The 15,737-nt window shown below is 39.5% G+C and carries 13 protein-coding genes and 1 pseudogene; 4 read left to right on the plus strand and 10 right to left on the minus strand.

Annotated elements, in window-relative coordinates; all coding sequences use genetic code 11:
- Positions 1-151: 151 nt before the first annotated feature.
- On the minus strand, positions 152-904 hold the full coding sequence (locus tag M3226_RS27990) for a GTP cyclohydrolase II (RefSeq protein ID WP_098531880.1): 753 nt from the start codon (positions 902-904) through the stop codon (positions 152-154).
- 258 nt (positions 905-1,162) lie between these two features.
- Here M3226_RS27990 and M3226_RS27995 point away from each other — a divergent pair, with 258 nt between their 5' ends.
- A complete protein-coding gene (locus tag M3226_RS27995; protein WP_251572338.1) occupies positions 1,163-1,468 on the plus strand; it encodes a hypothetical protein in 306 nt (101 codons plus the stop codon).
- A gap of 64 nt (positions 1,469-1,532) precedes the next feature.
- Here the strand turns inward: M3226_RS27995 and M3226_RS28000 are convergent, their stop codons facing one another.
- Positions 1,533-2,255: a DsbA family oxidoreductase gene (locus M3226_RS28000; protein WP_251572339.1), complete on the minus strand. Its 723-nt coding sequence runs from the start codon at positions 2,253-2,255 to the stop codon at positions 1,533-1,535.
- Positions 2,256-2,441: 186 nt separating this feature from the next.
- Here M3226_RS28000 and M3226_RS28005 point away from each other — a divergent pair, with 186 nt between their 5' ends.
- From M3226_RS28005 to M3226_RS28015, 3 genes are all read left to right on the plus strand, one after another.
- The gene (locus M3226_RS28005) at positions 2,442-2,687 is read left to right on the plus strand and encodes a hypothetical protein (RefSeq protein WP_251572341.1); all 246 of its coding nucleotides are present in this window, start codon (positions 2,442-2,444) and stop codon (positions 2,685-2,687) included.
- A gap of 68 nt (positions 2,688-2,755) precedes the next feature.
- Positions 2,756-3,238, plus strand: a complete 483-nt coding sequence (locus M3226_RS28010) for a CPBP family intramembrane glutamic endopeptidase (protein WP_251572343.1) — start codon at positions 2,756-2,758, stop codon at positions 3,236-3,238.
- 336 nt (positions 3,239-3,574) lie between these two features.
- Positions 3,575-4,291: a hypothetical protein gene (locus tag M3226_RS28015; RefSeq protein ID WP_251572344.1), complete on the plus strand. Its 717-nt coding sequence runs from the start codon at positions 3,575-3,577 to the stop codon at positions 4,289-4,291.
- 95 nt (positions 4,292-4,386) lie between these two features.
- On the opposite strand, the pseudogene M3226_RS28020 reads toward M3226_RS28015, so the two are convergent.
- The 8 genes and pseudogenes from M3226_RS28020 to mutM form a co-directional block, all read right to left on the minus strand.
- Positions 4,387-5,237, minus strand: a pseudogene (locus M3226_RS28020) (deoxyribonuclease IV).
- A gap of 92 nt (positions 5,238-5,329) precedes the next feature.
- Positions 5,330-6,799, minus strand: coding sequence for a D-alanyl-D-alanine carboxypeptidase/D-alanyl-D-alanine endopeptidase (gene dacB / locus M3226_RS28025; protein ID WP_251572346.1), 1,470 nt, complete (start codon positions 6,797-6,799; stop codon positions 5,330-5,332).
- Between the two features lie 161 nt (positions 6,800-6,960).
- Complete coding sequence (locus tag M3226_RS28030) at positions 6,961-9,537, minus strand: DEAD/DEAH box helicase (RefSeq protein WP_251572347.1); 2,577 nt, start codon at positions 9,535-9,537, stop codon at positions 6,961-6,963.
- 382 nt (positions 9,538-9,919) lie between these two features.
- Positions 9,920-10,111 carry a YbxH family protein gene (locus M3226_RS28035; protein ID WP_251572349.1) on the minus strand — a complete coding sequence of 64 codons (192 nt, stop codon included), beginning with the start codon at positions 10,109-10,111 and terminating at the stop codon, positions 9,920-9,922.
- A gap of 260 nt (positions 10,112-10,371) precedes the next feature.
- Positions 10,372-13,041 carry a pyruvate, phosphate dikinase gene (gene ppdK, locus M3226_RS28040; RefSeq protein ID WP_251572351.1) on the minus strand — a complete coding sequence of 890 codons (2,670 nt, stop codon included), beginning with the start codon at positions 13,039-13,041 and terminating at the stop codon, positions 10,372-10,374.
- A 2-nt stretch (positions 13,042-13,043) separates the two neighbouring features.
- Entirely contained in the window at positions 13,044-13,859 is an 816-nt protein-coding gene (locus M3226_RS28045; protein ID WP_251572353.1) for a pyruvate, water dikinase regulatory protein, read from the minus strand.
- 16 nt (positions 13,860-13,875) lie between these two features.
- Positions 13,876-14,523 carry a helix-turn-helix transcriptional regulator gene (locus M3226_RS28050; protein ID WP_251572356.1) on the minus strand — a complete coding sequence of 216 codons (648 nt, stop codon included), beginning with the start codon at positions 14,521-14,523 and terminating at the stop codon, positions 13,876-13,878.
- Between the two features lie 213 nt (positions 14,524-14,736).
- The gene (mutM, locus tag M3226_RS28055) at positions 14,737-15,546 is read right to left on the minus strand and encodes a bifunctional DNA-formamidopyrimidine glycosylase/DNA-(apurinic or apyrimidinic site) lyase (RefSeq protein ID WP_251572357.1); all 810 of its coding nucleotides are present in this window, start codon (positions 15,544-15,546) and stop codon (positions 14,737-14,739) included.
- Positions 15,547-15,737 lie beyond the last annotated feature (191 nt).

Below are 15,737 nucleotides of genomic sequence, written 5' to 3' on the forward strand. Positions count from 1 at the left end.
TCGCCCTCTTTCACGTGGAATAAACTTACATTTTTATAATTCGATAAAAAATGATAATATCCTTCCTTTTTTAGTAAACGTTTTCAAAACAAAAAGGCTAATCTCTATTTAAAGATTAGCCATGTACATTTATTGCTCTTATAGTGAACCTTTAATCATTACAACAAGTCCCATCATCGTTCAAATGACCAGACTTATTGATTTTAGTTTTCAAATACTTCTCATTGTATTCTGAAATATCCCCCCATAGAGATTCTCTGCCTGAAACCTCTAAACCAGCATTCTTTAATGCTTGGAGCTTTTTAGGATTGTTCGTGATTAGAGTAACCGGTTTAGACCTTAATGCTTTAAGGACTCGAATCGCATCTCCATAATTCCTGGAGTCATCCACAAATCCAAGCGCTTCGTTGGCCTCCACTGTGTCGTAGCCGTTCTCTTGAAGAATATAGGCCATTGCCTTACTGAATAAACCAATTCCCCTTCCTTCATGGTTGGCTAAGTAAAATAATGCTCCAATTCCGTGGTCTGCAATCATCTTCATGGATTGCTTTAATTGAAAGCCGCAATCACATCGCTTACTTCCAAAGATATCTCCCGTATGGCAAATGGAGTGAAAACGGATAATCGCATCATCCCCATATTCAAAGTCCCCATAAGCGAGGACGCTGGATTGCTGGAATTCCGCTAAATTGGCTGAAGATAATTTTTCAATAATTTTTTGAAAATCCTCTGTTACTTCATCACAATTTAGCCAACAATACCATTTAAAAACAACCGTTTCCCCATACAAATTTACCGGTAGACGGATGGGGCCTACTAAGTAGATGGCGCCTTTATCCGTTTTAATTAATTGAATTTTGTCTTCTAAGACCGAAATTACTTTAGAATTGAGAGTTTCTTTCACCGTTAAGCACTCCTTTTTAACATAGTGTTTTACATTTAGTGGATTGGCATTCTTGGAAAGATTTCGCTAAAATGGGCGGCAAGTTTGACTTCGGTGTCAGGCACCATTTCTACTATTGTCACCTTTTTTTCAAATTGGTAGGCTTTTGTCCCAAACTTGGACAGTCTTTTTTACGTAAATTGGTAAAAGAAAAGTGGAGGTTAGGCAGGTTATTGTTATTGTTATTCTCTTTTCTAGCTTGTAAGGAGGTGCACAGATATGAGTGAGTCTTCATTAGGAGGTTTTCAAAATGGGGCAGAACATGTAAGGAGAGGAAACTTCTGGGACTTTATGTTAGGTTCCTATGTTCATCACCCCCAAGAGTCATATTCAAGTAATTTATCCACGGGGAATAATAGCTTAAACCAATTACCATCAAACCATGTATCAGTAAAACATACAAATGACTGTCGAAACTCCCAATGGCAAAACTCTGTAAATGGGAAAACCCAGACAAAAATCTGTTGGGATGGCGGGAATATGTGGGAATATCGAGTTAGAAGAAGACCCATGGAAATGTGGTAATCCAATACAAAAGGGAAAGAATCTAATGAGCCTTTCCCTTTTGTATTATTACCTAATAGCCATCCTAGTCTTTTTCAGGAATAATACAGTTTCCATCCGCACAGCTGACATCCTGCTCGGTTGACAAATCCTGAAACATCGGTTGAGGTGCATCTTCCTCCCAAACCTTTTGTAAGGCACCCTTGAATGTTTCCAGTGGTTGTGCGCCGGATATGGCGTACTTTGAGTTAATGATAAAATACGGTACCCCGCCAATTTGGTATTGCTGGGCTATGGCCTCGTCAGCACGGACTTCATTAGCAAAAGCGGTTTTGTCATGAAGGACATTTAACACCTCTTGGCGGTTTAATCCTGAGGCTTCAGCAATGTCTGCTAATGTGTCAAAATCCCCAATATGTTTTGCCTCAGTAAAGTAAGCCTGCAATAATTTTTCAGACACGACCGCAGCTTTCCCTTTTGTTTTTGCAAACTTCGCTAAGCGGTGGGCATCAAATGTATTGGTTGGCTTCATACCATCAAAATTATACGTTAGACCGACAGTTGCTGCTTGGTTTCCAACATTTTGATTGGCTTGTTTTGCTTGTTCAACACTCATTCGATACTTATTAGCCAATACCTCATGAATACTTTCCCCATTATACATAGGGGAATTTGGATCTAGTTCGAAGGCCTTAAATTCAACCTCAACCTGCTCTTTATGTGGAAATTGTTCTAACGCCAGTTCTAAGCGGCGTTTTCCAATATAACAAAACGGACAAACATAGTCAGACCAAACTTCAATTTTCATTTTTACACCTCAATTTTCGTTACTTACGTTCATAGTATCATAATGAAGGTCAAAACCAATACAATGTGCTCAGCTGCTGCAGTATAAGAAAAATTCTAAATTTATAGACAACTAGTTGTTTTCACCTTTAAATAAGGTATAAATTAATTATGACCATAATCATTTTTAATGGAGGTGGAGTTCAAAATGAAATACATTCTAAAAGGCATTATAGGCTTTATTATATTAGATTTATACTTTAATCTGGTCCCTGTTCAGTTAGGTAATTCGTATCTTCAATTTATTACTATCCTCCTTTTCTTTCCGCTTGCCTACTTGGTCTCAAAGTGGGTTGGATTAGGCGGGTTAAAAGGACTAGGTATCTTGTACCATCAAGGTTGGAAGAAGAATTTTTCCTTAGCTTTATCATTGGATTTAGTTTTTGGATGCTGATGTTTGGCATACAATTCTTTTCGGGTGATTTGGTATATAATGGCACAAAAGGTCTGGGAGCCATTCTCATGCCTATTTTAGAGATATTTGTGGGCTATTTTTTCGGGTCTCTAATAAATGATCTAATAGTTAGAGGTTATATCTTTGGACTTTTAAAAGACAAAATCCATATTGGCTGGGTGTCCGTGGTCAGTATCCTGATATATGCCTTAGATGATTATTGGTACGCAGGGTTTAGTCTAAGTAATATCATCTTTTCAATCATTCTAGGTCTTTCCCTAACACTTGCCTTCTATAAAACTGGAAGCATTTGGGCGGACACCGGCATTCACTATGGTCTTAATATGGCTTACGGTCTACTCTTTGGTTTAGTTGGAAACCCAGAAAGTGCAATCGTAAGTATAAAAGAAACTGGGCGCCACCCCTACCTTTCCACCAACCTTCAGTACACCATATCAGCCATCCTGTTTATCTTCCTCTTTTGGTTACTGAAATACTACTCTATAAACCACAACCGTCACATCAACAACAAAGTGCCTTTTTCAGCATAAGCAAGTTGAAAAGACCCTTATCAGTGACAGGCACCATTTACACTAAGAATGAGTGGTTTAATTCTTTTAAAACCGACATACAACATAACTCATCCTACCAGTTACCTCAGATGAGTTATGTTGTATGTCTTACTTTTTCAAGTTCTTACATTTCTTCTCCTTCTTTTTTGGTCAATTCTTTATCCATTTTCTCATGATTTCTTCCAATAGAATCCACAATTTTTGGAAAGACTATAAATGAGATAGTGATTTCCTCCATAGCAAAGTAAATATTAACATAAATAGTTGATGGTTGGAAATAATAACGCTGATAACCTTGAGAGGATGGGATGTTTGATGTCGTTAGAATGGTTTGACAGAGTATGTGCTGAATTGCAAGATCACCTAGAGTCTATTTGTGAAGAATATGATCAAGTTGGTCAAATGACCATTGAAAGAGCTGCCAAACATCCAAGGATTGAGTTCTTTGTAGACACTGCAGATGTTGACACAGAAGAGCTCGATCGTGATTTTTTCTGTACCCTTTTCTTTGATCCGCAGAATGAAGAGTTTTACGTGGATAGCTTCGATGTTGACAGCGGTCACACGGCGAAAATCATCCTTTCAGATATTGAGGAGATTATCGATGAAGTGCATGCAAGCCTTCATGATTACATCAATGGCGATGACCATTATACTGATGATGGAGTCTATCTTCAGTCAGAGGAAGTATTTGATGAAGAAGACTGCGAGGCCGCTGAAGACGACATAGACGAAGAATATTATGAAGCGGAACAAATTAATGAGGATGATATTTTTGAGGAAATTGATGTTGACTGGTCCACACCTGAAGTGACTGCTTTCAAGCACGAAGACGAAGTAGAGGTCACTTATCAGTTTGGGGTTGTACAGGAAACTGGAGATGGAGTACTAAAACGGGTAAACCGAATTTGGACCACGGATGATGAATTGATCAAGGACGAATCCCACTTTATTTTTAGCAAAGAAGAAGCATCTACCATTATTGCCATGATTGCCAGCCACATGGACCAATTAAGCGAGTTTGACTTTTAATTAATAATAACCTATAACGCATGGTGATTTGCCATGCGTTTTTTTATGTTAACAATTTAGAGCTAGATTGGCATGGGTTTTTGGGTGGATTGTCTCTAAATAATGGTCTTCCGTAATCCCCATCTTTGTTTCAGCATTTTGATTTCCTCTCTGTGGCTAACCCCCTCACCATCAGGTGTTTCTAATATTAAAGGGATTCCTGCTGTAACAGGGGTTTTAACAAGTTCTTTTAACTGTTCGGCGTTGATATATCCATTGGTGCTATTAAAAATATTGGCATGACGGTCCTTCTTGGAGCCTGTTGGATATTTGGAATTATTCAAGTGGATTGCTTTTAAATGTTCCCAATATCCTAAGCTATCACCCTTTTCGATTAATTCCTCGGTATTTTCCCCATTCCAAAGACCACTTGCATACGCATGACAAGTGTCCAAACAAAAGCCTATTTTCTCTGGATACTCACATAAATTTCGAATCGTTCTTCGATAGTTGTACCAAGTGCTCCCTTCGTACCTGCATTATTCTCTAATAGAATTAAAGAGCTGCCGTACCACTGGCTAAGAACACTGTTAAGTACGTTTAACATTAAATGATAACTGGCAAGCGGGTCTGTTTTACTGATTTGACTGCCGTAATGGACCACTACCCCAATCGAACCGCAGGCTTCCGTAATTTCTAAATCATTAAGAAGAGAGGCAATGGTTAGATCATGTTTGTCTTTTGAGGGGGTGATACTCGTGGAATACGGGGTATGGGCAACTGAACAAAGCTGATATTCTAGACAAAAATCCTTACAGCTTTTCGCATCTTCTTGATCGAAATTCTTAATTGTCAGACTTCTTGGGTTTTTCGGAAAATATTGAAAAGCGGATGCCTGATTAGCAACCGCTCTTTTTGCAGCACCTAAATATCCATCTTTAATGCTAACATGACTGCCGAAAATCATAAGTTATTCCCTTCCCATCTGCACTATAATAAGGGATATTTTTTGCACCAGCTGTGTTTTCTATACCGACAGAAGGTTATTGATTTTTTTAATTACTGATTCGCTAAAATAGTCACTAGGGCATCCTCAACTTTTTTCCCCTTCGTTTCATCTAGCATGTTATTTAATAGGAAAGAGAATATCAAGGTTTGCCCACTTTTCGTGTTCACATATCCAGATAAAGAAGTAACGGTTGAAAGGGTACCTGTTTTTGCTTTTACCTTTCCTGCCGTACTCGGACCGTTCATGCGTTTTCTTAGCGAACCACCAACCATTTTTTCAGGATTACCTGCGACAGGAAGTGCATGTAAATAGGCTGGAAACCACTTTTCCTTCTGGACTGCAAATAAAGCTAAAGAGAGTTGATTGGCCGGAATACAATCAACGTGAGAGATGCCGGATCCATCCCTTATCACCATCGTATTGGGATTAGCCCCCAACGTTGCCACCTGCGATTTTAAAACGGATAACCCCTTCTCCCATGTGCCCTCACCTTCTTTCACCATGCCCATTTCCTTGATTAACATTTCGGCATGGACATTATTACTGAGTTTCATAAATGGAACAAGCAATTCCGATAAAGGCATAGATTGATGTTTGGTTAATAGTTTTGCCTGTTCAGGGACTGTACCGGTTTTAATTTTTCCTGTAACAGTAATCCCATGATCAGCTAATGCTTGTCTAAAAAGAGTTGCCGCAAAACGGGTTGGATCCCAAACCCCAATCCACTCCTTTATTTCTTTGGTTTTAAGCGGAAGAGTTCCTTCGATTGTTACTGTATTTTTCGAATGTTCCCGTTCAATCTTCATCTTTTTTTTGCCATTCTCAGCAACTGTTACGGAACGGTTAATAATTTTCACATAATTACTTTTCGGAGTAACCGTTACTTTTACCTTATCGCCGATTCTCGATCCGGGTTCCACCTTTACCTTAATGGAGCCTGAGTCGTAGTCTTTTGTTGGAGAGACCGTTAGAGCGGAAATTTGGGCACCGTAGTAGGTTGATTCGTCACTCCATGGCATATCTAGTGAATAGCGAATATGATCGTAACGGGAATCATCAGCTACCAAATTTCCTTTTATTTTTTTTACACCGAGTTTTTCAATCGCCATTGCCATATTGTCAAAATCATCTTTAAGTAATGTCGGGTCGCCATTTCCTTTTAAATATAGATTTCCTTGAATGGTTTTCTTGATTTCCTTTGCATCTGTCTGTACTTCTGTGGCAAAGGTATAGTTTTCACCCAGTACCTTGAGAGCTGCGGCGGCTGTCAATAGTTTCATGTTAGAAGCAGGCCGTAGGCGGACATCACCTTGGTAATCATATAGGATTGCACCGTTTGCGGCAGACCTGACACTTATTCCGGCAATGGCCCCTTGTAAGGCCGGATCTTTCATAATGATTTGATTAAGTTGCTGAGACATATTTTCATAACCAGACATTGCCTTTACCTGTGTGTAGGGGGTTATGGAAATAACCATCGTTGTTAATATAATCACAGTATTTTTAACTAATCTAATCAAACCAAGTTCCAGCCTTCCTTTTTTCTTATGAGTGTATCCCTTTCTTTACAGATTATTATATTATTACAAATTAAACCCGAGCTCAAAAAGAACTCAGGGTCATTGCCTAAAATGATAAATTTAGCGTCTGGCTATTTCATTAATTCACAGTCCATTTACGTTTAATAGTCATCACCATATCGATATCGTTTATACTTGGCGGCATGACAAGCATCACAGGTTGGAAAGCTATGATCCCATGGCAGCTTTTTACCGCAGGTTTTGCACTTTTTAACAAACTTTCTTATATCCGTTTTAAGCCGTTCTTGGACACGGTCACTCACTTCCTCACGAAGACGTTCCCAATAAAACGCTTCTGTGCGCTGACCTAACCTATATAGGAATAACAAGTGCAGCCCAATCGCTTTATAGCTTAATTCCAAATCTTCCAAGCTTCTCTCCCTTACAACTGGCTCCGGGAGGTCTCTTCCTTCAATTAAGGCGTACATTGTATCTTCCCATTGTCTGGTTAACAATGATTCATTTTTTGAAAAAGGCAGGTGTAAAAATCCATATAAGTCCATTAAAGAAAGCCGTGCTTCCACTTCAGTCCCAACAATCATATGATATAGAGACTTTTCTTCCGACAATGAGGCCTTTTTCGTTCCCTTTGGACTTTCAAATTTATCCCATAGTTCAAAAAATGTTCCCAAATCATGATAATAACGTTGAAAGCGTTCAAAAACTGAATTGGTCGGAGCGATGGCAAAGGTATGAACCGGTTCATCTTCCTGCTCCAATAAATTTCTCATTTTCTTAATATCACTCGTGAAAGCGACTTTACCGACATCATAAATCCCTTTCCGACCAGCACGACCGGCAATTTGCTTCACTTCTTGTGAGGTTAACAGCCGTCTTCTTGTGCCATCAAACTTGTCATTTTCTAGAAAAACAATTCGGCGGATTGGCAGGTTCAAGCCCATTCCTATGGCATCTGTCGAGACAATCACCTTGGTCATTCCTGTATTAAACTGCTCAATCTGTTTTTTCCTCGTTTCCGGAGGCATACTCCCGTAAATCATGCTGACGGAATGGCCATCATTTTGCAGCCTTGAGGCCGTTTCAAGCACACGTCTTCTTGAAAAACAGATCAGGGCATCGCCTTTTTTAACGTGTTTGATGTTAAACTCTTTCTTTTCCACTTCCAGTGGTGTGTCACGGCTATATTCGTGAATTTCAATATTAGCATCACCTAATAACTGCAGTACCATGGTCCTGGCATTGCGGCTGCCGATGATATGGACCTCTGCTGCATTTGCCTTGGTGATCGCTTTATACCAGGCAAAACCGCGGTCCTTGTCAGTTAACATTTGTGCTTCGTCAATAACCACAACCTCGTAATACTCTTTTTCATGAAACATTTCGACGGTACACGAGATATGTTCGGCACCAGCAACAATTTTTTCTTCTTCTCCTGTTTTTAATGAACAAGGTATTCCTTCGGCATTTAATTTGTCGTAAACCTCGAGCGCTAATAAGCGAAGCGGTGCTAAATATAGGCCATTGGCCGCCTCCTTCATTTTTTCAAGCGCATGATGGGTTTTTCCGGTATTAGTTTCGCCAATGTGCAGAACATAACGGACATTCCTCCTTAACGAAGGGTCATACTCTTCCCCAAAGATATCCCGCATCATCCGTTCTTCTGCCTCTTTTTTATGCAGCAGTTCTTCTTGCTCCGCTTTTTTCTTTTCTTCCCGCTCCTGATAGTCCTTCTCAAAAATTTCCCAATGAACGTTCTCATCGAAAGGAATCTCTGCTAATTTCAATAAATCTGTAAGATATTCCTGCTGAATATCTTCTATAAAGTAACTCTCTACATCGTATAAAGGCTGTGCGATGCTTCCTTTAACAAAGGAAGCTGATAATTCTTCATGAAAGGTTTGATAAAAATCTTCCTTAAGTTCCCCCGGAAGTTGTTCCAGTACTTTCTGTGGGATAAGCTCTGATAAATAATCGGAAATTAGGCTTTCATAGACAAAAAAATACGTTTGATATTCAAAAAAGCTCCTTCCCCAACGCAAGGTTTTATGAATATCGCCTGTTAGCTCCTCAAAAAAGGTGGCAACTGTTGTATAAGAGGACGGATTAAATGCACCCTGGTCGACCAATTTTTCTTCAAGGGCAAAGGTATCAACCGATTGGAACTTTACATTATTTTTTATGTCAGCATTAAGTTGTTTGGCTGTAAAGTATCGAACATATAGATAAAAGAGCTCGTATTGATCTTCTAAGATACCAACAGCTATATCCTCTATTTCCGTTTGAATCGAGTGCTTCCGTGATTCTAGTTTTTTCTGTTCTTCCCGCTTTACGAAGTTCTCCTTGGCTTGAAGGTAGCGGTGAGTCCACTTTTCCTTCTGACCTTCAAATTGTTCTCGAAGCCATTCCATGGCATCGAAGGGTAAGTAGGTTCTCATTTCATCACGAAAAAGTTTATTGAGGAGCTTCCGATCAATGCCTTGAACTTCAAATCCTCGTTCACTTAAAAATTGCTTCTTTTCGTTCTTAGGCACATCGTTTGTTACTTTGTTCAACCACACATTTACCCATACATGCTCACTATAATGACCACGCTCAGCTAAATACTGTTCAAAAGATGGCAGAGACTCTTTGGTTTCGAGGTATCGATCGATATCTTCATAGATTTTCACCTTAGTCTGTTCAATAGCTTGAGGGTAAATAGATGTTAATTTATTCATTCTCATCCCACCTAGAAAATTTGATTTTCCTTTTTTCTCAAAGTTATGTATAATGTGAGTATAGATTATCGTATAGTAAAAAAGACCGAGCTTGACGACAAAAATGGCTCGGTCATGCAATAGCTGCTTTCCTTTTTGGGGATCGGCGTTACGGAACGTAATCCACCGCTTCTGCTTGCCGGCTCAAGGGTGGATTATTTTTTTTTGTGGAAGGACAGAACCGTGACAATGAGACTAGCAAACGATAAGCTAAACATCAATGCCTGAAAAACTGTCAAAAGCATCACCCCCTTTCTATTAGGAGATGTGCCGTCCACCCTTGAGAAAACTATACTATTGCATGTTCATTATAGCATTAATCAAATTATCGAACAAGCGTTCTTCAAATATTATGTTCATTACAATATACATCCACTAATTCCTCGATTTGATCCAGTTCAGGATATTTTCCGAAAAACTGAAACTTGATTTCTTCAATAAAGCTCTCTCGATTATACACATGAATCGCTCCATTTTGTTGGATGACACTATATTCTGGTACAAATCGGTATCCGCCTCGTTCAATTGCCCCCATCAATAAACCCCTTTTTCATTTTTGATTATAGTATAAGCGGAAAATATGGAGATTATCATGTTTAGAAATAGGTATGTTTTTGCAATTGCTCATTTTAGGAGAGTATTGGCTTATTTTCTGAGATTTATGGCTGATTTTCAACCGGTTTTGGCTCATATTAGTGTATTATTGGCTCATTTTTCGACAGTTATGGCTATTTTAACATATTATTCCAATTCAAAAAAAAGAAAAGGATACTCACATCCTTTTCCAATGTTTATTTAGGCAGTTGTATAAACCTCTTCTTTGTTTAATTCATGACGAATGGTTGCCTGAGCGGCAGCTAAGCGGGCAAGCGGCACACGATATGGCGAGCAGCTGACATAATCTAGACCCGTTCTGTAACAGAAATCAATCGAACTTTTCTCTCCGCCATGCTCTCCGCATATCCCTGTTTTTAAGGACGGTTTGGTCGCACGGCCAAGCTTCACACCTGTTTCTACCAATTTGCCAACCCCATCTTGGTCAAGTACAGCAAATGGATTATCCGGCAGCACTTTTGTTTCAATATACGCTTGCAGAAATTTGCCTTCTGCATCATCACGGCTGTATCCAAATGTGGTTTGCGTTAAATCATTGGTTCCGAAAGAGAAGAAGTCTGCTTCCTCTGCAATTTGATCCGCAGTTAGGGCGGCACGAGGAATTTCAATCATCGTACCAATTGTATAATTAAAACTCTTACCGGTTTCTTGCTGAACAACAACTGCAGCATCATTCACTAATTGACGCATTTGCTTTAACTCGTTCACATGACCAACTAGTGGAATCATAATTTCAGGCTGCACTTCCATCCCTTTTTCAGCTAATTTTGCAGCAGCATAAAAGATGGCTTTTGCTTGCATTTCATAAATTTCAGGATTGATCATTCCAAGACGACAGCCGCGGTGACCGAGCATTGGATTAAATTCATCTAATTGACGAACCTTTTTAAGCAATTGTTCTTTCTTCTTTAAATCTGCTGATTGAGGGTCTGTCAATTGAAGCTTTGTCACTTCTACTAACAGTTCCTCTTTATCTGGTAAAAATTCATGAAGTGGCGGATCTAGTAAACGAATGGTTACCGGGAAACCTTGCATGGCTTCAAATATTCCTTCAAAATCGCCTTGCTGCATTGGTAACAGCTGGCCTAAGGCATCCATTCTTTCATTGTAATTATCCGCTAAGATCATTTTTTGGACGATAGGAATCCTCTTCAAGTCCATAAACATATGCTCCGTACGGCATAGGCCAATGCCGCCAGCACCAAATTCAAAGGATTTCTTTGCATCTTCCGGATTATCAGCATTTGCACGAACGCCAATTTTCCGTTCTTGGTCAGCCCAAGCTAAAAGGAGTTGGAATTCATCAGAAAGTTCTGGGTCAATCATTGGTATTTCACCAAGCATAATTTCCCCTGTGGAACCATCGATGGTAATAATATCACCATAATTTACTACTGTTTCTCCTATGGTAAATTGTTTTTCTCTTAAATCGATTTTTAACGACTCACATCCACAGATACAAGCTTTCCCCATTCCGCGTGCAACAACTGCAGCATGGCTGGTCATTCCTCCGCGGCTAGTTAAGATCGCTTGCGCGGCGACGATACCATGAATATCGTCAGGCGTTGTTTCAGGTCTAACGAGGATCACTTTTCTTCCATCATTTCCTAAACTTTCGGCTTCATCTGCGTCGAAGACTACCTGACCTGTCGCTGCTCCCGGTGATGCTGGCAATCCCTTAGCTAAAATATTTTTTTCGAATTTGTCATCAATCCTGCGGTGGAGTAGTTGATTCAATTGGTCAGGGTCTACGCGCATCAAGGCCGTCTTTTTATCAATAATTCCTTCTTGAACCATCTCAACCGCAATTCGGATCGCTGCTTGTGCTGTCCGTTTCCCATTCCGGGTTTGCAGGATGAAGAGCTTGCCGCGTTCTACCGTAAATTCAATGTCTTGCATTTCCTGGTAATGCTGTTCAAGGATTTTACATGTATCTGTAAATTGCTTAAATACTTCCGGCATTTCTTCCTTTAATGTTGCGATTGGCTGTGGTGTGCGAATTCCAGCAACAACATCTTCTCCTTGGGCGTTTATTAAATATTCTCCGTACAGGACATGCTCACCTGTTGAAGGATTCCGTGTAAAAGCAACACCGGTCCCAGAATCATTGCCCATATTGCCAAACACCATACTTTGAATATTAACGGCTGTTCCAAGGTGGTCTGGAATTTTATTCAGGCGGCGGTAGACAATGGCGCGCTGATTGTTCCATGAATTAAAGACAGCGTTAATCGCAAGAAAAAGCTGTTGTTTTGGGTCCTGTGGGAAATTTTTTCTTGTATGCTTTTTGACAATCGCCTTATAGCCAATAATTACTTCCTGCCAATCTTCTGCAGACATTTCTGGATCTGTACTATACCCTTTCTGTTCACGTGTTTCTTCTAGGTATTGCTCGAAATAAAATGTATCAATTTCTAAGACTACATTACTAAACATCTGAATGAAACGGCGGTACGAATCATAAGCAAAACGTGGATTATTGGTTAATGTTGCTAAACCGGCTACCGTTTCGTCGTTCATTCCGAGGTTTAAGATTGTGTCCATCATACCTGGCATGGAAAAAACAGAGCCAGATCGAACTGAAACTAATAGTGGATTTTCGGGGTCACCCAGTTTTTTACCCATTTTTTCCTCTAAGCGGCTAAGTGCGTCTAGTGTTTGTTGTTCCACTTCTAATGGAATGGTTTTGCTAGATTCATAGTAAGCATTACAGGCTTGGGTTGTTATGGTAAAACCAAATGGTACTGGCAGGCCAATTCTAGTCATTTCTGCAAGATTTGCCCCTTTACCCCCAAGTAAATCTCTCATATTTCCGTTTCCCTCATGAAATAAGTAAACAAATTTCTCCATCGTTAAAAGCTCCTCTCTTTTTTTAATATATCTAGTATTAAGCCTGCTGTTTCTTCTACTGCTTTATTTGAGACATCAATGACAGGGCATCCTACTCGCTTCATGATTTTTTCCGCATGGTCTAGTTCCTTTAAAATTCTCTCAAAGCTGGCATAGTTAGCACGTGAAGCTAACCCCAACGCTCTCAAACGTTCTTTGCGGATTTCATTTAACTTATCTGGTGAAATAATAAGCCCGATGCAATTCTTCCTTGGTATTTGAAATAACTCCTCCGGCGGCTGGACTTCGGGGACCAGTGGAACATTGGCCACCTTAAACACCTTGTGTGCCAGATACATCGATAGCGGCGTTTTGGAGGTACGCGACACACCTATCAGGACGATATCTGCCTTTGTTATGCCTCTTGGGTCACGGCCATCATCGTACTTAACGGCAAATTCTACCGCTTCTATTTTTCGAAAGTATTCCTCATCTAGTTTTCTCATTAGGCCTGGCTGGTGATGAGGTTCCTTATTAAATTTGGTTTCGAAAGCATTCATCAATGGACTAAGTAGATCAACAGCCATGATGCCTTCTTCAGCTGCACGACGGTCTAAATACTGTTTTAAGGTTGGAATTACAATCGTATAAGCAATTATTGAATTAGTCTTAATCGCTAATAGAATGACATCCTCTATATCTTCAAAATCTTCGACATAGGAACTACGACGAATATCAACTTGGCCCCCGTTAAATTGGGTGGCAACTGCTTTCACAACAAACCCAGCCGTTTCCCCAACTGAGTCGGAAACCACATAGACCACTTCTTTTTCTGCCAAAATTACAGCCACTCCCTTAGTCTGATTTTTCATCCATCATTTCTAAATATGCCCTTGTGATCGTTGTTTTCGTAATTCGCCCCACTAGCAAATATGTATTCTTTTGTTCGTCGGCTTCTCGCACAACAGGAAGCGAATCAATATGATTTTGGATCATCTTTTTTGCTGCCTCGAGCAAGGTTTCTTCCGGATAAATGGTGATAATATTTGGCATTCTCGTCATAATGACGCTGACTGGTAACTCCGAAAGATTTTGATTACCTAATGATGCTCTGAGCAGATCCTTTCTAGAAATGACTCCAGCCAGATGCCCATCAGAATCAACCGCGTAAAGTGTGCCGACATCTTCTAAAAATAATTGAACAATGGCATCGTATACGGAGGTTGATTTTCCAACTACAATAGGGTGCGCTTTATAATTATTAACACTATGATGCAGGACTCTCTCCGCTTGGCGCTTAACCTTAAATTTATCATTATAAAAATAACCGACACGCGGCCTTGCATCGATATTGCCTGACATGGTTAAGATGGCTAGGTCCGGTCTTAACGCTGCCCTTGACAACGACAACTTATCTGCAATCTCTTTTCCTGTGATTGGTCCATTTTGTTTTACAATCTCCAAGATTTCGTCTTGACGCTTTGAAAGTTTTATCTTTACCACCCCTCTTTATCCTATTAACATGATATAATATATGTAATTACTTTAAATGTGTTATACTTATTTTTATTTAGTATATAACATTTAGAAGCAAAGGGAAATAGGTATTTGTTAAAAAAACATAATTGTACCATTAGCACCAAAATAAAAAAGGCACAACCGATTATAAGTTAAATGGTTTGTGCCTTTTTTGTATTCCAATCAGGTGAGGGGTTTTCACCTCTGGCAATTAGGACAATAATAAGTTTTTCTGGAGGAAATCACCTCAATGACAATTGTTGCGCCACACCGATAGCATGGTTGACCTTCACGGTCATAAACCTTGCAACGATTATTAAACCCACCGGTTAAGGTGTCTCCCTGAAAGATGGGATTATCCATATACCCGCAGTGCATAATCCCATCTTGAAGAACATTTTTCATTGAATCATATAGTCTGCTTCGGTCACTACGATTAATGTCATCAATATTCTTGGTCGGTTTGATTCCAGCCTGAAAGCATATCTCTGCTGAGTAGCAATTCCCGATACCTGCAATAAATGATTGATCGAGTAAAGTAGTTTTTAAACGGCCATGTTTTGAAGCGATTCTTTTTAAAAATTCATTTACGGTAAATTCCGGATTTAATGGCTCTGGCCCTAAGTCCGATAGCTTTTCCTTCGTTTGAGTTTGATTATATAGATGTAAATATCCTAACCGAAGACCGATAAAATAAAGATGTTTTTGTCCAAATGAGAGTCGGACCTGTATTGTTCTGTTTGGTTTTTCCGATTCAGAGCCGTAAAACATCCATCCACCCAACATTAAGTGTAATAATAGTGTTTGCTCATTTTTTAGCTGGAATAGGAGATGCTTTCCTCGACGGTTGATATCGACGATTTGTTGGTGCTGAACCGTTTTTTTGAAGAGGTCAGGATTGATGTTAATAGATTTCTCACGGTTTATTTGAACATCTGTTACAACTTGATTTGCAATTTTGTCTTTTAACACGTTTTTATAGTTCTCCATTTCAGGAAGCTCAGGCATATCGGTCTCCTCCCACAATCCATTTTCTTAGTATCGTTCCCCATAAAAAAAAAGAAAATGAAAATATCACTAGTGTTGCGTTAATTAAATTTCAATATTAAAAACACTCTAAATCTTCACTAATTTTATTTTGTGCAAAGAAAAAGTCCTTTATAATGAATAAGTCAGGTGGTAACCCGTCCAAATCCACT

The organism is Neobacillus cucumis (genome assembly GCF_023715505.1).

What these genes read in the sequence shown, in the direction of transcription:
- M3226_RS27995 (WP_251572338.1), top strand. Translation starts at nt 1,163, where the DNA reads ATGAGTGAGTCTTCATTAGGAGGTTTTCAAAATGGGGCAGAACATGTA.
- M3226_RS28000 (WP_251572339.1), bottom strand. Translation starts at nt 2,255, where the DNA reads ATGAAAATTGAAGTTTGGTCTGACTATGTTTGTCCGTTTTGTTATATT.
- M3226_RS28005 (WP_251572341.1), top strand. Translation starts at nt 2,442, where the DNA reads ATGAAATACATTCTAAAAGGCATTATAGGCTTTATTATATTAGATTTA.
- M3226_RS28010 (WP_251572343.1), top strand. Translation starts at nt 2,756, where the DNA reads ATGCCTATTTTAGAGATATTTGTGGGCTATTTTTTCGGGTCTCTAATA.
- M3226_RS28015 (WP_251572344.1), top strand. Translation starts at nt 3,575, where the DNA reads ATGTCGTTAGAATGGTTTGACAGAGTATGTGCTGAATTGCAAGATCAC.
- M3226_RS28030 (WP_251572347.1), bottom strand. Translation starts at nt 9,537, where the DNA reads ATGAATAAATTAACATCTATTTACCCTCAAGCTATTGAACAGACTAAG.
- M3226_RS28035 (WP_251572349.1), bottom strand. Translation starts at nt 10,111, where the DNA reads ATGGGGGCAATTGAACGAGGCGGATACCGATTTGTACCAGAATATAGT.
- ppdK (WP_251572351.1), bottom strand. Translation starts at nt 13,041, where the DNA reads ATGGAGAAATTTGTTTACTTATTTCATGAGGGAAACGGAAATATGAGA.
- mutM (WP_251572357.1), bottom strand. Translation starts at nt 15,546, where the DNA reads ATGCCTGAGCTTCCTGAAATGGAGAACTATAAAAACGTGTTAAAAGAC.